The organism is Kluyvera georgiana ATCC 51603 (assembly GCF_001654985.1).
Lineage (GTDB): Bacteria > Pseudomonadota > Gammaproteobacteria > Enterobacterales > Enterobacteriaceae > Kluyvera > Kluyvera georgiana.
This window is the reverse complement of the sequence record NZ_LXEU01000088.1, coordinates 66,045-88,801: the sequence shown is the minus strand read 5'-3', so window position 1 is coordinate 88,801 and position 22,757 is coordinate 66,045. Positions and strand designations below refer to the sequence as shown.

Genomic DNA, 22,757 nt, shown 5'->3' with positions numbered 1-22,757 from the left:
TTTTAATTTGGCGGAAGCGTAGAGATTCGAACTCTAGAACCCTTTCGGGTCGCCGGTTTTCAAGACCGGTGCCTTCAACCGCTCGGCCACGCTTCCAATGAGGCGCACTATAAACATCCCGAACGGACCTGTAAAGCACCAAAACGTTCGTTTGCCTGAAAAACAGCCAAAAAGTTGTTATTCGTCTGAAAAAACAACAGAATGGCTAGTTTTCCAACGCTTTTACCGCCCTCAACCTGCTTAATGTTTTTTGATAAACATATCTTTGGTGTAGTAGTAGCCCAGGCGGTCAGGGGTAAATCCGCCGACCCACGGTTTCACCAGATGCGTGCGGACGTAGTGATAGACCGGAATGGCCGGCACATCGCGCGCCAGCAGATCTTCTGCTTTCTGGTAGTCGCGGGCGCGTTGGGCAACGTCCTGTGTTTTCGCCGCATCATGCATCACCGCGTCATATTCCGGGTTGCTGTACTTCGCGGTATTCTCACTGTCGCCGGTGCGGAAGGTGTTCAGGAAAGTGGAAGCATCATCGTAGTCGGCGATCCACGCGTAGCGCACCACGTCAAAGTTACCGGTATGCATGGCATCCAGCATGGTTTTCCACTCCTGGTTTTGCAGCTTAGCTTCGACGCCGAGATTTTTCTTCCACATCGAAGAAGCCGCAATCGCCACCCGCTGGTGCGATTCAGAGGTGTTGTAGAGCAAATTAAACGACAGCGGATGTGCGTCGTTAAACCCGGCCTCCGCCAGCAGTTTTTTCGCTTCGGCAATCCGCTTGTCGCGCGGCCAGGAGGCGTAATCCGGGCCGTTCAGCTTCACGCCGCCAATCTCCGGCTGGCTGATGACCCACGCCGGACGCTGCCCCTGCCCCATGACCTTATCGGCGATAATATCTTTATCCAGCGCCATGTTCAGCGCACGGCGTACGCGGGCATCGTTAAACGGCGCTTTGGTGGTATTGAACTCGTAGTAATAGGTTGCCAGCTGCGGCGACACGTCCACCTCGCTGCCTAAGGTTTTTTTTAACTGACTGAACTGGTTGATCGGCAGCGTATACACAATATCGACCTCTCCCGCCTTGTAGCGGTTGACGTCGGCCGCTTCGGAGCGGATAGGCAGATAGGTCACCTTATTAATTACCGTCTGCTTATCATCCCAGTAGCGCGGATTACGTTCGGCAACGATTCGCTCGTTCACCACCCACTGGGATAAATGATAGGCGCCGCTGCCGACAAAGTGTTCCGGTTTCACCCATTTATCGCCATAGCGGCCGATCAGCACTTTATCGAGCGGTACCATGGACGGGTGAGCCAGCATGGCAAGAAACGCGGAAGTGGGCTGCGTCAGCGTCACTTCCAGCGTGGTGTCGTTAATCGCCTTCACGCCAAGGGTATCAGGCGTCTTTTTACCCAGCGCGATATCGGCGGCGTTCATAATATGCATATTGCCCGGATAGCTGGCATACGGCGACGCGGTGGCCGGCGTCACCAGACGCTGCCAGCTCCAGACAACATCCTGCGCGGTGATGGGAGAACCGTCAGACCACGTAATGCCCGGGCGTAAATGGAAGGTCCAGACGGTGTTGTCCTTATTTTCCCAGGATTCCGCCAGCCGTGGTTCAATGCTGCCGTCCGGTTCCACCGCCACCAGCCCGTCGAACAGGTCGCTGATGATATTAAACTCAACGTCGCTTTCAACCTTATGTGGGTCGAGCGAAGCAGGCTCATTGCCGTTGCTGCGCACCAGCTCCTGTTTGTCGGCAAGCTGAGTACCTTCCGGCACGGTCGCGGCCTGCGCCGCCCCGGCCAGACCCATTGCCAGGAGAACCATCGTGATGTTGTTATGTTTGTATAATTTCATTTCCATTGCCTTGTTGTTTTAACCCTGTTCACTCTTGGCACAGATGGCTGATAACGCAAGCGCTTTCAATAACCTATAAGAGATTGATCTCGCTCTTTCGTGCTTTATATTGTGTTTCTGTGACGGGCCAGAAGTCTGAGTAAAGATGGGTAAAAAGATTTGGGAATAAAAGAGAGATTTCTTATGCTGTGTCACTAATAACATCTGTCATAAGAGAGTGACTCATGGATCGCATAATTACTTCATCGCGTGACCGCTCATCGCTGCTGAGCACACATAAAGTCCTGCGTAACACCTATTTCCTGCTGAGCCTGACGCTGGCGTTTTCCGCTATTACCGCCACCGCCAGCACCGTGCTGGGGCTGCCGTCTCCGGGCTTAATTCTGACGCTGGTCGGCATGTACGGCCTGATGTTCCTGACCTATAAAACGGCGGATAAACCGGTTGGTATTCTGTCTGCCTTCGCCTTTACCGGCTTCCTGGGCTATATCCTCGGGCCGATTCTCAACGCCTACCTGTCCGCGGGTATGGGCGATGTGATCGGTATGGCGCTGGGCGGCACCGCGCTGGTGTTCTTCAGCTGCTCGGCCTATGTGCTGACCACCCGTAAAGATATGTCCTTCCTCGGCGGGATGCTGATGGCCGGTATCGTGGTGGTGCTGATTGGCATGGTGGCGAACATCTTCCTGCAGCTGCCGGCGCTGCACCTGGCGATTAGCGCGGTGTTTATCCTGATCTCTTCCGGGGCCATCCTGTTTGAGACCAGCAATATCATCCGCGGCGGGGAAACCAACTATATCCGCGCGACCGTTAGCCTGTACGTCTCGCTGTACAACATCTTTGTCAGCCTGCTGAGCATCCTTGGTTTCGCGAGCCGCGACTAACCTACCTGCTCATCAATATCAGGGCCTCGCTTATGCGGGGCCTTTTTATTTGCTACACTTCCCGCCATCTGTTTGCTGTGTGAAATATTATGCTTATCTACCAGAACACCGAAATTGAGACCGATAGCGAAGGCTATCTGAAAGACACCACGCTGTGGAGCGAAGGGTTAGCCGAGGCGATTGCCGCGAATGAAGGCATTGAGCTCAGCCCTGAACATTGGGAAGTTGTACGCTTCGTGCGTGAGTTTTACCTCGAATTCAACACCTCGCCGGCCATCCGCATGCTGGTGAAAGCCATGGCTAACACCTTTGGTGAAGAAAAAGGCAACAGCCGCTATCTTTACCGTCTGTTCCCAAAAGGGCCGGCTAAACAGGCGACAAAAATCGCTGGCCTGCCAAAGCCGGTGAAGTGCATTTAATAGCGAATGCTAAAATTGCTCCACGCCTTTTCGGGTTGATGCGGTTCGGCCAGAACTTTATCAACCCGCGCGCTCCTTGGCCCGCCCGCTTTTAGCCACGTCAGCAGCTTCTCAACCTGTTCATCCTTGCCGCAGGCAACCACCTCGACGCTACCGTCATCAAGGTTCAGCGCATAGCCACGCAGGCCAAGGCGCAGCGCCTCCTGCTGGGTAAAGAAGCGGAAGCCCACGCCCTGCACTTTACCGTAGACCCAACAAATCACGCATTTATCCATCTTATTTCCTCCCGTTTTTATCCCAACTTTAGCGCCAATTCCCCCCACATTCTGCCGTCACGCGTTGCATTTGTGCGGGGAAGTCGGGAAAATGCAGCCTGATTCCATCAAACAGCCAGAAAATTAACTATGAGTGTACGTTTAGTGTTAGCCAAAGGGCGTGAAAAATCATTATTGCGCCGTCATCCCTGGGTCTTTTCCGGTGCGGTAGCCCGCATGGAAGGCAAAGCCAACCTCGGTGAGACCATTGATATTGTCGATCATCAGGGTCAATGGTTAGCCCGCGGCGCGTATTCTCCCGCTTCGCAGATCCGCGCTCGCGTCTGGACGTTTGACGCTAGTGAAAGCATTGATATCGATTTCTTCATCCGTCGTCTTCAGCAGGCGCAAAGCTGGCGCGACTGGCTGGCGAAAAAAGACGGTCTGGATAGCTACCGTCTGATTGCAGGTGAATCTGACGGCCTACCGGGTGTTACCATCGACCGTTTTGGCAACTTCCTGGTGCTGCAGTTGCTGAGCGCCGGTGCCGAATACCAGCGCGCCGCGCTGATTAGCGCCCTGCAAACGCTCTATCCGGAATGCGCCATCTACGATCGTAGCGATGTCGCAGTACGTAAAAAAGAAGGTATGGAGCTGACTCAGGGCCCGGTGACCGGCGAACTGCCGCCTGCTCTGCTGCCAATTGAAGAACACGGCATGAAGCTGTTGGTCGATATTCAGGGTGGTCACAAAACCGGCTACTACCTTGACCAGCGCGATAGCCGTCTGGCTACCCGTCGTTATGTGGAAGACAAGCGCGTCCTGAACTGCTTCTCCTATACCGGCGGTTTTGCCGTTTCGGCATTGATGGGCGGCTGCCGCCAGGTCACCAGCGTCGATACCTCTCAGGAAGCGCTGGACGTAGCGCGCCAGAACGTTGAGCTAAACAAACTCGATCTGAGCAAAGCCGAGTTCGTGCGCGACGACGTGTTTAAACTGCTGCGTAAATATCGCGATCGGGGCGAGAAATTCGATGTTATCGTAATGGACCCGCCAAAATTCGTCGAAAACAAAAGTCAGCTGATGGGCGCCTGCCGCGGCTATAAAGACATCAACATGCTGGCTATTCAGTTACTGAATCCGGGCGGCGTGCTGCTGACTTTCTCCTGTTCAGGCCTGATGACCTCAGATTTATTCCAGAAAATCATTGCCGATGCCGCTGTAGATGCCGGTCGTGATGTACAATTTATAGAGCAGTTCCGTCAGGCAGCCGATCACCCGGTGATTGCGACGTACCCGGAAGGACTGTACTTGAAAGGATTTGCCTGCCGCGTCATGTAACTTGAAAAGCGAAATGGTGTCTATATATGTAGAAGTAGAGAAAAGCCATTTCCCGGGAGGTGAGTATGATGATTACCAGCAAATTCGGTATTGGCCAGCAGGTGCGTCACTCCCTGCTGGGCTATCTGGGCGTGGTGGTAGATATCGACCCGGTTTACTCGCTTGACGATCCTGATCCCGACGATCTGGCGGCTAACGACGAACTGCGTGCGTTGCCCTGGTATCACGTGGTGATGGAAGATGACGAAGGCCAGCCGGTGCATACCTATCTGGCCGAAGCCCAGTTGAGCAGTGAGCCGAGCGAGGATCATCCAGAACAACCGACGATGGATGAACTGGCGCGTACCATCCGCCGTCAGCTACAGGCACCGCGGCTGCGTAACTGATTGCCGCGTTAATAAAAAACCCGCTATGCGGGTTTTTTTGTCTTCTCAGCCACGCGCATTTATTTCGCGAGGCCCAGACGAGGGATCTCAATCGCCGGGCACCGATCCATCACTACCTGCATCCCCGCATTGCGCGCCAGCACGGCAGCCTGTTCGTTAATCACGCCGAGCTGCAGCCACAGCGTCTTCGCCCCGATAGCTATCGCCTCCTGCGCCACGCCCCACGCGGCTTCCGAATTACGGAACACGTCAACCATGTCGACCTTCTCCGGCACTTCGGCAAGGGTGGCGTAGCCTTGCTGCCCGAGCAGCGTTTTGCCGCCAACCTTCGGCGAAACAGGAATCACGTGGTAGCCCTGATCCAACAGGTATTTCATCACCCGGTAGCTTGGACGGTCCGGCTTGTCGCTGGCGCCCACCAGCGCAATGGTTCGCGTGGTCGTCAAAATGCTGGCAATCTCGTTTTCAGTCATCATTATCCTCCTGGCCAATCACTTAAGTGTACGCTAGTCCGCTGATGTCAGGCGTCAAATTTTTGCCAATCAGGGCTTGCAGCTTGATTCGCATGCAGTAATCTGTCTGGATTCAACACTCAGGGAAAGACACATGGAACTGACAACACGCACCTTACCGGCGCGTAAACACATCGCGCTGGTCGCGCACGACCACTGCAAAGATATGCTGATGAAATGGGTACAGCGTCACCAGGCCTGCCTGGCAAACCACACGCTGTCAGCGACCGGCACCACCGGTAACCTGGTGCAGCGGGCAACAGGCCTGGAAGTCCAGGCGATGCTCAGCGGCCCGATGGGCGGCGACCAGCAGGTTGGCGCGCTGATTTCGGAAGGGAAAATCGACGTGCTGATCTTCTTCTGGGATCCGCTCAACGCCGTGCCCCATGACCCGGACGTGAAGGCCCTGCTGCGTCTGGCAACCGTCTGGAATATTCCGGTAGCCACCAACGCCGCCACCGCCGACTTTATTATTCAGTCGCCTAACTTCAGCGAACCTGTGGATATTCTGATCCCTGACTATCAGCGCTATCTGGCAGAGCGCCTGAAATAATTCCTCACGCTCCAGGAGCCGACGCGGTGTCGGCTCCATTCTTCGATTACGGCTTTCTCGCCACCGGCACCGACAGCTGCTTTAACACCTCCACGAACGGCGACGGCTGCGCCTTATTGAACAGCAGCCAGACGCGCAGACGCGCGCGGGTCATCGCCACGTACAATAAACGCCGCTCTTCGGCATCGGGGAAATCCTCCGGCGCGGGCAGCAACGCTTGTTCCATAATCGACTCGCGAGCAGGCGCCGGAAAACCGTCAAAACCTTCCTGCAGCCCGAGAACAATCACATAATCCGCCTGTTGGCCCTTACTGGCGTGCACGGTCATAAAATCAATATTCAGCTTCGGCCAGCGCGTGGCCGCTTTCTCCAGCGCCGCTGGCTTGAGGTGGTGGTAACGGGCCAGCACCAGAATACGCTGGTCCGGCGTCACGTAGCCGCTGAGCTTATCAAACAGTGCATCAAGCTTATCGTCCTCGAGCAGGGTGACGGCATTTTTTTCGCCCGTGGTCAGACTGTTCAGCGGTTTATTCAGCTGGTGCGGGTTTTGCTGAATGAACCGGTTAGCAATTTCACCGATGCGGTTGTTGAAGCGATAGGTGGTATCCAGCGCACAGTTATCCCCTTCACCAAAATAGTGGTTGAAGGCGGTGGTCAACGACAGCTGTGCGCCGCTAAAGCGGTAAATCGCCTGCCAGTCATCGCCAACGGCATAAAGCGAAGTCTGCGAGTTTTGCTTACGTAGCGCCGCCAGCAGCGCCGCACGCTGCGGGGAGATGTCCTGAAATTCGTCGACCAGAATATGCTTCCACGGGCTGACGAAGCGCCCCTTGTCGAGGATGATAATCGCCTGGTGAATCAGCCCGGAGAAATCGACGGCGTTTTCGGCTTTCAGCGCGGCTTTCCACGCTTTCAACAACGGGGCCATCAGCTTAACCCGCTTGCCGAACAGATCCCGAATATCTTCCGGCGCACCGGCAATCATCTCGGCCTGCGAACCGCCGTGCATGCGCATCAGGCTGACCCAGCGGTCAAGGCGGCTACCTATTCGCTTGACGATTTTTTCATCTTCCCAGAAGCTGTCTTCCTCTACATCCCAGCCCAACTCTTCCTGCAGCCACAGTCGCCAACCCTTGGCCTGCGCCTTTTTCTCCCGACACTGTTGCTGCCAACACGCGATAAACAATTTAGCGCGAGCGGCGGCATCGTTCTCCAACTTGCTGACGACCGGCACTTTTTTACTGCCCTGCTGAATGATTGACAGCGCCAGCGCATGGAAGGTACGCGCGGTAATGGCATCGGTATGCAGGCGCGTTTGCAGGCGCTCGTCCATCTCTTCAGCCGCCTTACGGCCAAAAGCCAACAGCAAAATCTGTTCCGCCGAGGCTTCGCCGCGCTCAAGCAGCCAGCCCGCACGCGCCACCAGCACCGACGTTTTACCGCTACCGGCCCCGGCCAGCACCAGCAACGAACGCTCGCCGTTGACCACCGCGCGCGCCTGTGACGGATTCAATGGCGACGATTCGATACCCGCAAAAAAGTCGCTGTACTGTTCCAGCATTGCGTCGGTATAGCGCTGGTTGTGTTGTGCACGCCCGCTCTCTTTATCTGCCAGCCATGCCTGGCACTGCCGCCAACTCTCACGACAGTTATCAAACTCTTCCAGCCGATGGGTCGGTAGCGGCAACCCCTCCAGCGCTTTAACGATCCGCAGGCGAATCCCCTGCGCCTGCTGGCGGGTCAACCAACGGTTTTCTTCGCGGCTACCGGCAATAATCGCCAGCTGCGCGTCCAGCAGCCCGGCGGCGATGTCGCTCATCTCCGCGCTCCACTGCTGCCACAATCCCAGCAGATGACGGTGGAAACGCTGCGTCTCGCCCCATTCTGTTCCGTGCAGGCGCACAACTTTATCCTCTGGCAGCACGAACTCCAGCTCTCCCCACACCAGACCGCGCTTGCAGTTGATCGCCAGTAGCTGATTAAAAGGGATGAGATATTCATGCTGCGGGCCGGACACCCGAACGCCCGCGTTGAGGATCTCAACCCGGTCATAAGGATGCTGCGCCATGCGCTTACCCAGCGTCGTTGCTTTTAATTCCATGTCGTGCCGAATCCTGACTTTTTCGATATCTCACAGTGTAACCGCCAGAGAATAGGTGCTCCAGCCTAAAAAAACGTTACAATCAACAGGTCTTATTATTCACAGCGCTGCACTGAGGATTTATGCGTACTGTTCTGAATATTTTGAATTTTGTATTAGGTGGTTTTCTGACAACGCTCGGCTGGCTGCTGGCAACACTCGTCAGCATTGTCCTGATTATTACGCTGCCGCTGACTCGCTCATGCTGGGAGATCACTAAGCTGTCGCTGGTACCGTACGGCAACGAAGCGGTGCACGTCGATGAACTGGAACCGGGGGCCAAAAGTAGCGTAATGAATGCGGGCGGCACTCTGCTCAATATTCTGTGGCTTGTGCTATTCGGCTGGTGGCTGTGCCTGACGCACATTATGGCGGGCATCGCCCAATGCATCAGCATTATCGGCATCCCGGTCGGGATTGCGAACTTTAAAATAGCCGCTATTGCCCTGTGGCCGGTGGGACGTCGGGTTGTGCCCGTAGAAGTGGCGCGCGCGGCGCGTGAAGCGAATGCCCGCCGCCGTTTTCAGTAACCAGGATCCTTAACCGCTATGCTAAGCCCGCTGCTTCGCCGCTATACATGGAACAGTACCTGGCTGTACAACGCCAGAATATTTATTGCCCTCATCGGCACCACCGCCCTGCCCTGGTGGCTGGGCGATGCAAAGCTAACCATCCCGCTCACCCTGGGGGTCGTCGCTGCCGCGCTAACGGATCTCGACGATCGCCTGACCGGTCGGCTGCGTAACCTGGTTATCACCCTGATCTGCTTTTTTATCGCCTCAGCATCGGTTGAAGTGCTGTTTCCCTGGCCGTGGCTGTTTGCGTTGGGGCTCACCGTTTCGACCATCGGGTTTATTTTGCTGGGCGGCTTGGGGCAACGCTACGCCACCATCGCCTTTGGCGCGCTGCTGATTGCCATTTACACGATGCTCGGCGTATCGCTCTACGCTCACTGGTATCAGCAGCCGCTGCTGCTGATTGCCGGTGCCGTGTGGTATAACGTCCTGACGCTAACCGGGCACCTGATATTTCCCATCCGCCCGTTACAGGATAACCTCGCCCGCAGCTACGAACAGCTTGCCCGCTTTCTGGAGCTGAAATCGCGCCTGTTTGATCCGGATCTTGACGACGATAATCAGGCACCGCTGTATGAGCTGGCGCTGGCAAACGGCCAACTGGTGGCGACGCTTAATCAGACGAAAGCGTCTTTATTAACGCGTCTGCGCGGCGATCGCGGCCAGCGAAGCACCCGCCGTACGCTGCATTACTATTTTGTCGCTCAGGATATCCACGAACGGGCCAGTTCATCGCATATACAGTATCAGGCCTTACGCGACCAGTTCCGCTACAGCGACGTGATGTTTCGCTTCCAGCGCCTGCTCTCAATGCAGTCTATCGCCTGTCAGGATCTGGCTAAGGCTATTTTGTTGCGGACGCCTTATCAGCATGACGCCCGTTTTGAACGCGCTTTTACCCATCTCGACGCCGCGCTGGATCGCGTTCGCGCTAGCGGTACCGCGCCGGAGCAGATGAAGGCGCTGGGTTTTTTGCTCAATAACCTGCGGGCTATTGATGCCCAGCTGGCCACCATTGAATCTGAACAGACGCCGTCGCAAACGAACAGCGAAACGGAGAATGTGCTGGCTGATGACAGTCTGCACGGTTTCGACGATATGCTTTCACGCCTGAGTCGTAACATGTCGCCGGAGTCAGCGCTGTTCCGCCACGCGGTGCGCATGTCGGTGGTGCTGTGCGTTGGCTACGCCTTTATTCAGTTTACCGGGTTACAGCACGGCTACTGGATTTTGCTCACCAGCCTGTTCGTCTGTCAGCCGAACTACAACGCCACCCGCCATCGCCTGGCGCTGCGTATTATTGGTACGCTGGTCGGCGTAGCGTTGGGCTTGCCGATCCTCTGGCTAGTGCCATCGCTGGAAGGCCAACTGATACTGATTGTGGTCACCGGCGTACTGTTCTTCGCGTTTCGCAACGTCCAGTACGCTCACGCCACCATGTTTATTACCCTGCTCGTCCTGCTGTGCTTTAACCTGCTTGGTGAGGGATTCGAAGTGGCGCTTCCGCGCGTAGTGGATACGCTGATTGGCTGCGGTATTGCCTGGCTGGCGGTGAGCTTTATCTGGCCAGACTGGAAATTCCGTAACCTGCCGCGCGTCCTGGAGCGCGCAGTGGACGCCAACTGCCGCTATCTGGATGCGATTCTCGAGCAGTATCATCAGGGCCGCGATAATCGCCTGGCCTACCGTATCGCCCGCCGCGATGCGCATAATCGGGATGCAGAACTGGCTTCGGTGGTTTCGAATATGTCTACCGAACCGAAGGTCACCGCGGAGATGCGGGAAACCGCGTTTCGCTTGCTGTGCCTGAACCACACGCTAACCAGCTATATCTCGGCGCTCGGTGCCCATCGTGAAAAGCTGACGACAGCAGAAATTCTGGCGCTTCTGGACGATGCCGTCTGCTACGTTGATGACGCATTGCACCATTTGCCCGCCGATGAAGAACGGGTTCAGCTGGCGTTACGTGAGCTCGCGGCGAGGATCCATCACCTCGATCCTCGCCCGGACAGCAAAGAGCCATTGGTCCTGCAACAAATCGGCTTGATGATTTCGCTGTTGCCTGAAATCTGCCGCCTGCAAAAGCAGGTCATGCTCTAATCACCTTTTCTGGGTGTAATTTTGCACCCAGGTTTCCAGCTCCTGGCGCGTTTTCGCGGGGAGCGCCGCGGCATGGACGCCGGTGATAGCCCCCTCCAGCGAATACAGTACATTCACGCTCAGCTGTTTACGCAACTGTCGAAGCCGCATCCACGCGGTTTTCGAGCCCATATTTCGCAGCGTACGAACATCTTTAATACCCGCTTCATGCAGCAGCAGTTCCATATGAAAAGAGAGATTGGGAAGATCTTTTAGCCGTAAATGCCTTCGTCGGCGCTTTTCACTTTGCGCATCTTCAAGGGCGAACTGACCAAGCAAAACCAGCTCAGATTTATTCGACCACAACCGTTCATCGACGCGAAAATAGTTAAGCTGCTGCGCATGCCCTCGTTTGCGTACCGTGAGCAGTGGCGGTGAGTGTTGGGCCTGATACGTGGCATTTTTTTCGCACGCTCTCAGATACAGTTCACCTTCTGCGACCATAGCAAAGACGGTATTGTCAACGGCCAGACTATAGCCACCAAACAGCGCCCGAGACTTCACCTTCCCCAATCCTGAGAAATATTCCTGAGATTGGTAAATCCGTTTATAAGAGATAATCTTCATGATTAATCCTTAATAATCATGGACATGAATACATTAATTTTATTAATTGTTCATATAACAAGCAACATAGGGAAGTTCTACCGGGACGGCAAGATGAATTTGTCATCATGGGTGTTTCTTGTGCAATTTTGCGAGATGCTTTCAGAAAATGAGGTTGATCTTTAGATTTTGGGGTAGTACTGTATATTCATACAGTAACCCACAAGGTTGGATTAGCTATGTATACTTCTGGTGTCGTAAATCGTTCTTCTGTCACAGCCGCCACAACGGCTTCTCATGCTTTTACTCCGGTAAATAGCACCCCTGCCGCCTTAATTAGTGAAGTGCTCTATCGTGAAGATCAACCGATGATGGCGCAACTGTTGCTGCTGCCATTGTTACAGCAGTTAGGCCAGCAATCACGCTGGCAGCTGTGGCTCACGCCGCAGCAGAAGTTAAGCCGCCAGTGGGTGCAGGCTTCCGGCCTGCCGCTAACAAAAGTCATGCAGCTTCGTCAGATGTCGCCGTGCGATATGCTCGACTCAATGGTTCGCGCATCACGTACCGGTAATTATAGTGTCGTTATCGGCTGGCTGAGCGAAGAACTTTCCGTAGAAGAACATGCTCGTTTACAAAGCGCTGCGGAGGAAGGTAACGCAATGGTGTTCATTATGCGACCAGTTCAGACCGCATTACACCCAACAGGACAATTTAATGGGCTAAAAATTCACTCGAATTTGTACCATTAAGCGAAATTAAGAATTTTCCTGGGATTTTTTTTGCATTTTTTTTATCTGTCCGTTTTTCTGAATGATTACAGGCAGAATGCTGGTCTGATGCGGTTTCCCGAATTTTATGTCGATTATTTTTTCGACACATTTGTTAAATATTGCGTATACAAGTCTTTTTTTTTCATAAGCCTGACGGAGTTCACACTTGTAAGTTTCCAACGACGTTGTAGACTTTACATCGCCAGGGGTGCTCAGCTTAACACCGCAGAGTTCTGCTAAGTATTTAACTAAGCCCCGCCCCCGGTGGAAGGATTTAACCGTGAGTCTATTTAGAACTTCATGGCAAATTTTGGATGATAACGAGGCGCAAAAAATGAAAAAGACAGCTATCGCGATTGCAGTGGCACTGGCAGGCTTCGCTTCCGTAGCGCAGGCCGCTCCGCAAGACAACACCTGGTATGCTGGTGGTAAACTGGGTTGGTCCCAGTACCATGACACCGGTTGGTACCAGAGTGACCTGAACAACAACGGTTCTACCCACAACAGCCAGCTGGGCGCAGGCGCGTTCGGTGGTTACCAGGTTAACCCGTACGTTGGTTTCGAAATGGGTTACGATTGGCTGGGCCGTATGGAATACACCGGCAGCCAGACCAATGGCGCTCTGAAAGCTCAAGGCGTTCAGCTGACTGCTAAACTGGGCTACCCAGTTACTGACGATCTGGACATCTACACTCGTCTGGGTGGTATGGTATGGCGTGCAGATTCCAGCAACAACAAAGCTGGCGATCATCATGACACCGGCGTTTCCCCAGTATTCGCTGGCGGCGTTGAGTGGGCTGTAACTCGTGACATCGCTACCCGTCTGGAATACCAGTGGGTTAACAACATCGGCGACGCAAACAGCGTAGGCGTACGTCCTGATAACGGCATGCTGAGCGTAGGCGTTTCCTACCGCTTCGGCCAGCAGGATGCTGCTGCTCCGGTAGTTGCACCGGCTCCGGCTCCGGCTCCAGAAGTACAGACCAAACACTTCACTCTGAAGTCTGACGTTCTGTTCAACTTCAACAAAGCAACCCTGAAACCGGAAGGTAAACAGGCTCTGGATCAGATGTACTCCCAGCTGAGCAACCTGGATCCGAAAGACGGTTCCGTTGTTGTTCTGGGCTTCACTGACCGCATCGGTTCTGACGCTTATAACCAGGGTCTGTCCGAGAAACGTGCTCAGTCCGTTGTTGATTACCTGATCTCTAAAGGTATCCCGTCTGACAAAATCTCTGCACGTGGCATGGGCGAATCCAACCCGGTTACCGGCAACACCTGTGACAACGTGAAAGCTCGCGCTGCACTGATCGACTGCCTGGCACCGGATCGTCGCGTAGAGATCGAAGTTAAAGGCGTTAAAGACGTTGTAACTCAGCCAGCGGCTTAAGTTCTCGTCTCATAAAAAAACCCCGCAATGCGGGGTTTTTTTTGGCCTTTTTCTGCCGTCAGAAGCAAGCCTCAGCGCGGCTAAATCTATTTTTCTTTCCCTAGCATGGCCTCAAGGTCCTGCTTCAGGCTGGACATCTTACTCGCGTACTTCTCTTTATTTTCTGCATCTTCAATTAGTTGGACGATCGTCTCTGAGAGCGTCTTACCACGACGCTGTGCCAGCCCTGCCAGCCGCTGCCAGACCGCAAATTCCAGGTCGATGGATTTCTTACGCGTGTGCTGATGCTCGGCGTTAAAATGGCGTTTGCGGCGCGCACGTATCGTCTGCTTCATACGGTTCACCAGCTGCGGATTAATATGCTGGGCAATCCAGTCATTAACCTGAACCGGTTCATGTTCCAGCGTCAGCAAAACATCGACGGCCTCTTGCGCGGCGCTGGCTTCAATATAGCGGGTGATAGGCTCGCCTTCCCGGTGTTTTTTCACCAGGTATTTCCACTTCCAGCCGCTTTCAAGATTTTCCAGTTGTTGATATTTCATGGCGATCTCAGTGTGACCGTGTAACTCTTTTCAGGATAACAGTTTTTTCTCAATGTGCTGAGAAGAAATCTGCAGCTGTGATAGGGATAAAAGCCACCGCAGAAGATACTTCTGTATTCTCCGTGAGCTTCCCTGCGGCATCAGGTATAATCACGCACTTTACATCTGACTAAAAATAGCGACATTGACTATAAATACTCTTTCCCGGCGCTTTCTCGCCCCCGCGACTGAAGCATTCCAGGCGCTATTTGCCCAGCCTGATTTAGCCTCAGAAAATGACTCTTTATTCAGCGAGCTGCAGGCTCGTTTACATTACGCGCTTGAGCAGTTTCTACATCCTCAGGGCGTCTCCCCTTTCTTGCTGGTCAAAGCGCCAGAAGAAAAAGAGTATCTGCACCTGCTGACGCAAACGACACGCGCTCTGCGCGATAGCGATGAATCGACCCTGACGGGCGTCGATTATCAGGTTACCGGTAGCAAGATCACGATGACGCCAGCGCGCAGCGCCGACGACGCTTTTGCCAGCCAGGGGCCTGTTATCTTCGCCGACTGGGTTGAAGCCGAACAGCTTTTTGGCTGCGTGCGCCAGTTTAACGGCGAAATCAGTTTACAGCCCGGCCTGGTGCATCAGGCCAACGGCGGCATCCTCGTGCTGCCGCTGCGCACGCTGATGGCACAGCCGCTGCTGTGGATGCGTTTAAAAAATCAGGTGCTCCAGCAGCGCTTTGACTGGCTGACCTTCGACGATGCCCGTCCGCTGCCGGTCAGCATTCCTTCCATGCCGATCAACCTGAAGGTCATCCTGGTGGGCGAGCGCGAATCGCTGGCCGACTTCCAGGAGATGGAACCCGAGCTGACCGAATCCTCGTTATACAGCGAGTTTGAAGACAGCCTGCAGCTTGCCGATGAAGAGACGCTTCGTCAGTGGTGTCAGTGGGTGTGGCAGGTGGCACGTGAGAAGTCCCTGCCGGGCCTCACCGCCGATGCCTGGCCGTTGCTGATGCAGGAAGGCGCGCGTTATACCGGCGACCAGGAGATCATGCCGCTCTGCCCGCTGTGGATCGGTCGCCAGCTGCGTGAAGCCGCACCGTTTACTCCTGACGCCGTTATCAACGCCGAGCAGCTGAAAACCATGCTCACCCAACGCCAGTGGCGTGAAGGTTTCCTCGCCGAGCGTATGCAGGATGAAATCCTGCTTGAGCAAATCCTGATTGAAACTGACGGCGAATGCATTGGCCAGATTAATGCCCTGTCGGTGATCGATTTCCCGGGTCACCCGCGTCCGTTTGGCGAACCGTCACGCATTAGCTGCGTCGTACACATTGGCGATGGCGAATTCACCGACGTTGAACGTAAGGCCGAACTTGGCGGTAATATTCACGCCAAGGGCATGATGCTGATGCAGGCGTTCCTGATGGCCGAGCTCGATCTAGATCAGCAGATCCCCTTCTCCGCCTCACTCACTTTTGAGCAGTCTTACAGCGAAGTCGATGGCGATAGCGCCTCAATGGCCGAGCTGTGCGCGCTGATTAGCGCATTGGCTAACGTGCCAATCAATCAGAGCATTGCCATGACCGGTTCCGTTGACCAATTTGGTCGCGCTCAGCCGGTTGGCGGGCTGAACGAAAAAATTGAAGGTTTCTTCGCTATCTGCGCCCAGCGTGGTCTGACCGGCAAACAGGGAGTGATTATCCCTTCTGCCAACGTACGCCATCTGAGCCTTGCCACCGAGGTGCAGGAAGCCGTCGAAGCCGGAGAGTTCTCCATCTGGGCCATTGATGACGTCACCGATGCGCTGCCGCTTCTGACGCAGCTCAACTGGGACGGCGAAGGTCAGACGCTGTTGCAAACTATTCAGGAACGCATCGCACAAGCCACGCAGCAGGAGCCTCGCTACCGCTATCCGTGGCCGTTACGTTGGTTAAACCGGTCGAATTCCAACTGATCGGACTTGTTCAGCGTACACGTGTTAGCTATCCTGCGTCCCGAACTTAAAATAAGGCTTACTGAAAACATGGTAGATAAACGCGAATCTTATACAAAAGAAGACCTTCTTGCCTCTGGTCGCGGTGAACTGTTTGGCGCGAAAGGCCCGCAGTTACCGGCCCCTAGCATGCTGATGATGGATCGTGTCGTGAAAATGACCGAAACCGGCGGCAATTTTGACAAAGGTTACGTTGAAGCCGAGCTGGATATCAACCCGGACCTGTGGTTCTTCGGTTGCCACTTTATCGGCGATCCGGTAATGCCTGGTTGCCTGGGTCTGGATGCAATGTGGCAGTTAGTCGGCTTCTACCTCGGCTGGCTGGGCGGCGAAGGCAAAGGCCGTGCGCTCGGCGTAGGCGAAGTAAAATTCACCGGTCAGGTTCTGCCGACCGCGAAAAAAGTCACCTACCGTATTCACTTCAAGCGCGTCGTGAACCGTCGTCTGATTATGGGTCTGGCGGATGGCGAAGTGCTGGTTGATGGTCGCCTGATCTACTCCGCGACCGACCTCAAAGTTGGCCTGTTCCAGGACACTTCTGCATTCTGATCCCATTTAACGCCGCAATCCGCTGGCGATAAATCGGTGTAATGAATCTAAAGGCGAAACCTCCGCAATGCGGAGGTTTCTTTTTAAAGAGACAGTGTCAGGCAATAACTGCCCTGTCCTCCATGGCTTCTCGCCAGCCTCCCAGCCAGTAAGACCTTTGGTTTATAGCCTGGTAAGGACACATTTCTTTCGGACGCCCGGTAATTCCGGCCTGATATCCACGCTGATGTGCCCGCTCCAGGCGATCTCGCTTTTGTCTCTTCATGCCTCGTTTCCCTCATATCTTGGTCTGGTGGAAAAGAAAACAGTGGCTACAAAATATGCAGGCCACGTAATACGAATACCGCTAAAAAATGGCCCCGTCAATGCGTAGAATTCATACCAATGTCATATTTGTGAGCTAATCAGAAGAACATTTGTACAAAAAATGTGAGGCGGCACAGGTAAGGCGCTGACCTCAGACATAAAAAAACCGCCGCCGGTTTTGCACCGACAGCGGCCCTTAGAACAATTCGTTCTACTTATGGTTAACGATTGATGGTTCGCGCAATCGACGCGGCTTCCTGGCTCCAGGCCTGGGCCAGAGTTTTCACCATCGCATCATAACCATCCTGCTGCTGCGCCAGTTCGATGTGGAATGGACGCTTGGTCAACTGCCCCTGATGATTGAGCAGCCATTCGCCGCTCACCACCACTTTGCCGTCATAGCGGCCGTGGAATCCGCTCACCGACACGTTCAACGTATCCTGGTCGCTGCCCAACGGTTGCGATGACACGACCCAACCCGGCAGCTGGTTGCTCAGGTTAGAAACCAATGACGTCCGCAGCTGCTGGTCCAACGGGCTGGCCCACAGATTGTTACTGGCAATCACGTACTGAACGTCACTGGTCTGGTAGACCACCCCGCTGCCCGCAAGGAAGTCAGGAATACTGACCTGCTCTATCCACAGCATACGCTGGCTGGTGCTGGCACCGTTTTGTACCGTTCCGGTCGTTATCGGCAGCTGGTAGTACGTTTTATTTTCCGTGGTGCTACAGGCCGCCAACAGGCAGGCCGCAGCCAGGACTAACCACTTTTTCATTATTTTGCCCTCTTAGGCTCTGGATCTTTTTTATCCTTCGCTTCGAATACCAGCGCGTTGCTCTTCTCGTTGAGCGTCTTCAGCACCGGCTGCAGTTCACGTAATACCTGATCCAGACGCTGCATATCGGCCACCATCTTGTTATAGGCCGCAGAGCCCGGCTGGAAGCCCTGCATGCTGCGATTCAGCTCACGCAGCGTTTTCTGCATGTCGCCCGGCAGCTGCTGCGCGGACTGACTAGCGGTAATCTTGTTCAGATTATCCAGCGTCGTTTGCAGACGGCGCATCGTGTTCTGGCTCTCAGACAGCGTATTAGTCGCTTGCTGCACCATTGGCGTTAACGGCAGATTGTTGATCTTATCCAACGTCTCCATCAGACGCTGCTGGATCTGCGCCAGACCACCGCTGACGGTTGGGATGATCCCCATACCGCTAAACTCTTTCATTTTCGCGATCGCCGGCTCTTTTGGATAGAAATCCAGATCAACGTACAGCGCACCGGTCACCAGGTTACCGGTTTTCAGCGCCGCTCGCAGCCCGCGTTCAATCAGCATCGGCAGATGACCGCGCACGTCCGGACTATCGCCAAACTGGGCGGCGAGACGTTCCGGCTCAATCTGGATCAACACCGGGATACGGTAATCATCGGTTATCGACTGACGCAGGCCCGGCACGAAGTAAGGCACTTTAGCGACGGTACCAAGGCGAATCCCACGAAACTCGACCGGCGCGCCGGGTTGCAGACCACGAATAGAATCCTTAAAGAACATCAGATAGTCGATATGCTGGGTATAGAGCGAATCCTGAATGCTTTTTTGATCGTCGTAGAGCTTAAACGCCGTCTTTTCCGCTATCGGCTGACCCAGATCGACGCCTTCCGGCACGTCAAAGCTGACGCCGCCGCTGAACAGCGTCGCCAGCGACCCCATCTCAACGCGCATCCCGGCGGAGGTGAGATCCACCGCCACGCCGCTGTCTTTCCAGAAACGAACGTTACTGGTCACCAGGCGATCGTTTGGCGCGCTGATAAACAGCTGATAGCTGATGCTGCGGGTTTGCGGATCGAAGGTACTGGTTTCCACCGACCCCACGCGATAGCCGCGGAACAAGACTGGATCGCCGGGGTTAAGCTGCCCGGCCTTTTTACTGTCGAGCAGCACGCGGATACCCTTCGCATCCGGCGGCGCCAGCGGCGGAGAGTCCAGCAGTTGATACTGATTGAGCACCGACCCTTTTTTACCCGGCTGAAGCTCCACATAGGCTCCGGAGAGCAAGGTGCCAAGGCCACTGATGCCTTCACGCCCGACCTGCGGCTTAACAACCCAGAAAACGGAGTCTTTATGCAGTAGCTTCTCCATTCCGGAGTTCAGACGCGCTTTAATTTCTACGTGGGTCAGATCGTCGGTCAGCGTAGTGCTTTCTACGACACCAACGTCTACGCTACGGCTTTTAATGCGGGTTTTACCGCCCTCAATCCCTTCCGCATTGGTGGTGATCAACGTCACCTCTGGCCCCTGATGGCTATAGTGATAGAACAGGATCCAGGCGCCAATCAGCGCGGTCACAATAGGGAAGATCCAAACGGGAGACCAGTTTTTCACTTTCTGCACTTTTGCCTCCCCACTCTTGGTTTCCATGCTTTTACGACTCCTCATGGCTTGCTTCAGGTTCCCGATCCCACGACAGGCGAGGATCAAACGTCATTGCCGAGAACATGGTCATAATGACAACCAGCGCAAACATCAGCGCGCCAATCGCCGGATAAATATTCATTAACCCTCCAATGCGCACCAGCGCGGAGAGCACTGCGATGACAAACACATCGATCATCGACCAGCGGCCAACAAATTCAACCACTTCGTAGATTAGGTGCATCCGCTCGCTGTCACGGTGACGCCGTTTCAGGCCGTTCGCGTCCAGACACAGCCAGGCAATGGCGATCATCTTCAGCGTTGGAACCATGATGCTGGCGATAAAAATGACCATCGCGACCGGATATGAACCTTCGCTCCACAGTAAAATCACCCCAGCAATAATCGTCGACGGCATTTTATCGCCCAGCAGATCGGTAATCATGATCGGCATAATATTCGCGGGAAGATACAGGATGATAGACGTCACCAGAAGCGCCATGGTCCACTGCAAGCTGTTCTTACGACGGACGTGGCCTTTGCTGTGACAGCGCGGACATTCGAGCTGTTCGGCAGGTAGAATTGCCGTACAACACGCACAGGAGCGCAGCCCCTGACGCATACCGGTGATTCCCGGCTTTAGCGGCTGCGCCAGCGCAGGCATCGGGGCAATATCGTCCCACAGCCAGCGCCGATCAACGCACTGGAAGGTGCGAAGCTGAAGTAAACAAAACAGACACCAGGGCAGAAAACTGCTGCCCACGCCAATATCGCCGTAGGCCATCAATTTCACAAAACTCACCAATACCCCGGCGAGAAAGATTTCTGCCATCCCCCACGTTTTTAACGTGAACAGAATGCGCGCCAGAAACGCTTTCAGACGATTTGGCATCGGCACTCGGTTCACCAGTAGCAGGATGGTAATCAGACAGAATGCCGGCACCAGTTGCACAAACAGCAGGAAAAACGTCCCGAGGCTGGCGTAATCTTCCGAGAACATGACGCTGGGAATTTCCAGCAGTTCAATCTGGCTGGTCACTCCCGCAACGTTCATACTAATGAACGGGAAAAGGTTAGCCAGCAGCAGCATGAATAGCGCCACCAGTACGTAGGCGGTGGGACGGCGTCTCGGCTCGTCCCAGGCGGTGGTTAGCGTTGTTCCGCAGCGCGGACAGGTTGCCTTATGTCGGTGCTCAAGGTGCGGCAACGCCACCAGCATGTCGCACTGAGAGCACAGAATATGCTGCGCAGCATGATGTTGATCGCACATGAAAAGTCCTCAATCAGGCGCCGTTTTTCAACGCTTCCAGATATTCCCATCGTTCAAACGCTTCTTCCAGAGCCTGCTCCGCTTTCGACAGATCGGCCAACACTTTTTGCGTGTGATCGTGCGGCTGGCTGAAGAATGCCGCGTCAGCCACCTGCGCTTGTAACGCTTCCAGCTCAGCCTCCAGCGTTTCCAGCTTCTGCGGCAACTGCTCCAGCTCGCGCTGCAGGTTATAGCTTAGTTTGTTACTGCCGCGTTTGACAGTTTCTGCTTTTGCCTGAACCACTTCCGGCGTTTTCTTCACATTCGTCTGCTTTTGCGCCAACGACTGAGACTGTTGACCGCGCGCGTCGTGATAACCGCCGACATACTGGCCAATGCGCCCTTCACCTTCAAAGATCCAACATTCGGTGACGGTATTGTCGACAAACTGACGATCGTGGCTCACCAGCAGCACCGTGCCCTGATAACCGTCGATCAGCTCTTCCAGCAGTTCAAGGGTTTCAACATCCAGGTCGTTGGTCGGTTCATCGAGAATCAACAGATTACTTGGCTTGAGGAACAGACGCGCCAGCAGCAGGCGGTTACGTTCACCGCCGGACAGCGCGCGAACCGGGGTCATTGCCCGCTTTGGATGGAACAAGAAGTCCTGCAGATAGCCCAGCACGTGGCGCGGCTTACCGTTGACCATCACCTCCTGCTTACCTTCCGCCAGGTTATCCATCACCGTCCGGTCCGGATCCAGCTCGGCACGGTGCTGATCGAAGTAGGCGACTTCCAGCTTGGTACCCACGTGAATACGACCGCTATCCGCCTGCAGCTGGCCCAGCATCAGCTTCAGCAGCGTGGTTTTACCGCAACCGTTCGCCCCAATCAGCGCAATTTTATCGCCGCGCTGTACCTGAGCGGAGAAATCTTTCACCAGCACTTTGCCATCAACCTGGTAGTTGACGTCTTCCATTTCAAAGACGATTTTGCCGGAGCGTGATGCCTCTTCCACCTGCATCTTCGCACTGCCCATGACTTCGCGGCGGGCGCTGCGTTCGTTACGCATCGCTTTCAGCGCGCGAACGCGGCCTTCGTTACGGGTACGGCGCGCTTTAATGCCCTGGCGAATCCACACCTCTTCCTGCGCCAGCTTGCGATCGAACTCGGCATTTTGCAGCTCTTCAACGCGCAGCGCTTCTTCTTTCTCGATCAGGTACTGATCGTAGTTACCCGGATAGGTCACCAGCTTACCGCGATCGAGATCGACAATACGCGTCGCCATATTGCGGATAAACGAACGGTCGTGCGAAATGAAGATAATCGTGCCTTTAAAGGTTTTCAGGAAACCTTCCAGACAGTCGATGGTTTCGATATCCAGGTGGTTCGTCGGTTCATCGAGCAGCAGCACGCGCGGCGCGCTGACCAGCGCGCGGCCCAGCGCCGCTTTACGCAGCCAGCCGCCGGACAGCGATGCCAGCTCCATGTCCGGCTCCAGCCCCAGCTGCGCCAGCACTTCGTTGATGCGGTTTTCAAGCTGCCACAGGCCGTGGTGATCCAGCTGTTCCTGAACCTTCGCCAGCTCCTGCAAATTTTTATCGCTCGGATCGGTGATCACCAGGTGCGAGATATCGTGATAGCGCTTGAGATACTCCGCCTGTTCTTCAATACCTTCGGCAACGAAATCATATACGCTGCCCTGCACGTTACGCGGCGGGTCCTGCTGCAGACGCGCCACGACCAGGTCTTGTTCGTAGACAATACGCCCATCATCAAGACCCTGCTCACGGTTGAGGATTTTCATCAGCGTGGATTTGCCCGCGCCGTTACGGCCGACCAGACAAACACGCTCATTATCTTCAATGTGCAGTTCGGCGTTGTCGAGAAGCGGCGCATCGCTGAACGACAGCCAGGCGCCATGCATACTAATCAATGACATTCTTTATTC

The 22,757-nt window shown here is 54.8% G+C and carries 22 protein-coding genes and 1 tRNA gene; 11 read left to right on the top strand and 12 right to left on the bottom strand.

The window, feature by feature from the left end:
- Positions 1-8: 8 nt before the first annotated feature.
- Together M989_RS21870 and M989_RS21865 are read right to left on the bottom strand one after the other, a co-directional pair.
- A tRNA-Ser gene (locus M989_RS21870) sits at positions 9-96 on the bottom strand.
- Positions 97-240: 144 nt separating this feature from the next.
- The gene (locus tag M989_RS21865) at positions 241-1,860 is read right to left on the bottom strand and encodes an ABC transporter substrate-binding protein (protein ID WP_064548885.1); all 1,620 of its coding nucleotides are present in this window, start codon (positions 1,858-1,860) and stop codon (positions 241-243) included.
- 224 nt (positions 1,861-2,084) lie between these two features.
- Between M989_RS21865 and yccA the strand changes: the two genes are divergently transcribed.
- Positions 2,085-2,744 carry an FtsH protease modulator YccA gene (gene yccA, locus M989_RS21860; protein ID WP_064548883.1) on the top strand — a complete coding sequence of 220 codons (660 nt, stop codon included), beginning with the start codon at positions 2,085-2,087 and terminating at the stop codon, positions 2,742-2,744.
- Between the two features lie 89 nt (positions 2,745-2,833).
- The gene (tusE, locus tag M989_RS21855; RefSeq protein WP_064548881.1) at positions 2,834-3,163 is read left to right on the top strand and encodes a sulfurtransferase TusE; all 330 of its coding nucleotides are present in this window, start codon (positions 2,834-2,836) and stop codon (positions 3,161-3,163) included.
- On the opposite strand, the gene yccX is transcribed toward tusE, so the two are convergent.
- Entirely contained in the window at positions 3,160-3,438 is a 279-nt protein-coding gene (gene yccX, locus M989_RS21850) for an acylphosphatase (RefSeq protein WP_064548879.1), read from the bottom strand. The genes tusE and yccX overlap by 4 nt on opposite strands.
- 129 nt (positions 3,439-3,567) lie before the next feature.
- Here yccX and rlmI point away from each other — a divergent pair, with 129 nt between their 5' ends.
- Both rlmI and hspQ read left to right on the top strand, forming a co-directional pair.
- Complete coding sequence (rlmI, locus tag M989_RS21845) at positions 3,568-4,758, top strand: 23S rRNA (cytosine(1962)-C(5))-methyltransferase RlmI (protein WP_064548877.1); 1,191 nt, start codon at positions 3,568-3,570, stop codon at positions 4,756-4,758.
- A gap of 68 nt (positions 4,759-4,826) precedes the next feature.
- Entirely contained in the window at positions 4,827-5,144 is a 318-nt protein-coding gene (gene hspQ, locus M989_RS21840) for a heat shock protein HspQ (protein ID WP_064548889.1), read from the top strand.
- Positions 5,145-5,203: 59 nt separating this feature from the next.
- Here hspQ and M989_RS21835 read toward each other — a convergent pair whose 3' ends face one another.
- On the bottom strand, positions 5,204-5,617 hold the full coding sequence (locus M989_RS21835; protein ID WP_064548875.1) for a CoA-binding protein: 414 nt from the start codon (positions 5,615-5,617) through the stop codon (positions 5,204-5,206).
- 133 nt (positions 5,618-5,750) lie between these two features.
- Here M989_RS21835 and mgsA point away from each other — a divergent pair, with 133 nt between their 5' ends.
- A complete protein-coding gene (gene mgsA, locus M989_RS21830; protein ID WP_064548873.1) occupies positions 5,751-6,209 on the top strand; it encodes a methylglyoxal synthase in 459 nt (152 codons plus the stop codon).
- Between the two features lie 46 nt (positions 6,210-6,255).
- On the opposite strand, the gene helD is transcribed toward mgsA, so the two are convergent.
- A complete protein-coding gene (helD, locus tag M989_RS21825) occupies positions 6,256-8,310 on the bottom strand; it encodes a DNA helicase IV (RefSeq protein WP_064548871.1) in 2,055 nt (684 codons plus the stop codon).
- Between the two features lie 122 nt (positions 8,311-8,432).
- On the opposite strand from helD, the gene M989_RS21820 reads away from it, so the two are divergent.
- Positions 8,433-8,879, top strand: coding sequence for a YccF domain-containing protein (locus M989_RS21820; protein ID WP_064548868.1), 447 nt, complete (start codon positions 8,433-8,435; stop codon positions 8,877-8,879).
- An 18-nt stretch (positions 8,880-8,897) separates the two neighbouring features.
- Positions 8,898-11,024, top strand: coding sequence for a YccS family putative transporter (yccS, locus tag M989_RS21815; protein WP_064548866.1), 2,127 nt, complete (start codon positions 8,898-8,900; stop codon positions 11,022-11,024).
- Here the strand turns inward: yccS and M989_RS21810 are convergent, their stop codons facing one another.
- On the bottom strand, positions 11,025-11,630 hold the full coding sequence (locus M989_RS21810; protein WP_064548864.1) for a TfoX/Sxy family DNA transformation protein: 606 nt from the start codon (positions 11,628-11,630) through the stop codon (positions 11,025-11,027).
- Positions 11,631-11,848: 218 nt separating this feature from the next.
- On the opposite strand from M989_RS21810, the gene sulA reads away from it, so the two are divergent.
- Both sulA and ompA read left to right on the top strand, forming a co-directional pair.
- On the top strand, positions 11,849-12,358 hold the full coding sequence (gene sulA / locus M989_RS21805; RefSeq protein WP_064548862.1) for an SOS-induced cell division inhibitor SulA: 510 nt from the start codon (positions 11,849-11,851) through the stop codon (positions 12,356-12,358).
- A 355-nt stretch (positions 12,359-12,713) separates the two neighbouring features.
- Positions 12,714-13,769, top strand: a complete 1,056-nt coding sequence (ompA, locus tag M989_RS21800; protein WP_157093587.1) for a porin OmpA — start codon at positions 12,714-12,716, stop codon at positions 13,767-13,769.
- 86 nt (positions 13,770-13,855) lie between these two features.
- Here the strand turns inward: ompA and matP are convergent, their stop codons facing one another.
- Positions 13,856-14,311 carry a macrodomain Ter protein MatP gene (gene matP / locus M989_RS21795; RefSeq protein ID WP_064548858.1) on the bottom strand — a complete coding sequence of 152 codons (456 nt, stop codon included), beginning with the start codon at positions 14,309-14,311 and terminating at the stop codon, positions 13,856-13,858.
- Positions 14,312-14,495: 184 nt separating this feature from the next.
- Between matP and M989_RS21790 the strand changes: the two genes are divergently transcribed.
- Together M989_RS21790 and fabA are read left to right on the top strand one after the other, a co-directional pair.
- Positions 14,496-16,256 carry an AAA family ATPase gene (locus M989_RS21790; RefSeq protein WP_064548856.1) on the top strand — a complete coding sequence of 587 codons (1,761 nt, stop codon included), beginning with the start codon at positions 14,496-14,498 and terminating at the stop codon, positions 16,254-16,256.
- Between the two features lie 69 nt (positions 16,257-16,325).
- Complete coding sequence (fabA, locus tag M989_RS21785; RefSeq protein WP_064548854.1) at positions 16,326-16,844, top strand: 3-hydroxyacyl-[acyl-carrier-protein] dehydratase FabA; 519 nt, start codon at positions 16,326-16,328, stop codon at positions 16,842-16,844.
- 97 nt (positions 16,845-16,941) lie between these two features.
- Here the strand turns inward: fabA and rmf are convergent, their stop codons facing one another.
- The 5 genes from rmf to M989_RS21765 all read right to left on the bottom strand — a co-directional run bounded on the left by rmf (position 16,942) and on the right by M989_RS21765 (position 22,748).
- Positions 16,942-17,109 (bottom strand): ribosome modulation factor, encoded by a 168-nt coding sequence (gene rmf, locus M989_RS24960; protein WP_074398843.1) that lies wholly within the window; start codon positions 17,107-17,109, stop codon positions 16,942-16,944.
- Between the two features lie 262 nt (positions 17,110-17,371).
- Positions 17,372-17,926, bottom strand: a complete 555-nt coding sequence (gene pqiC / locus M989_RS21780) for a membrane integrity-associated transporter subunit PqiC (protein ID WP_064548852.1) — start codon at positions 17,924-17,926, stop codon at positions 17,372-17,374.
- Positions 17,926-19,563, bottom strand: coding sequence for an intermembrane transport protein PqiB (gene pqiB / locus M989_RS21775; RefSeq protein WP_064548850.1), 1,638 nt, complete (start codon positions 19,561-19,563; stop codon positions 17,926-17,928). The genes pqiC and pqiB overlap by 1 nt, the downstream gene beginning before the upstream one ends.
- Before the next feature lie 4 nt (positions 19,564-19,567).
- Entirely contained in the window at positions 19,568-20,827 is a 1,260-nt protein-coding gene (gene pqiA, locus M989_RS21770; protein WP_064548848.1) for a membrane integrity-associated transporter subunit PqiA, read from the bottom strand.
- Between the two features lie 13 nt (positions 20,828-20,840).
- Positions 20,841-22,748 (bottom strand): ABC transporter ATP-binding protein, encoded by a 1,908-nt coding sequence (locus M989_RS21765; protein ID WP_064548846.1) that lies wholly within the window; start codon positions 22,746-22,748, stop codon positions 20,841-20,843.
- Positions 22,749-22,757: the final 9 nt, after the last annotated feature.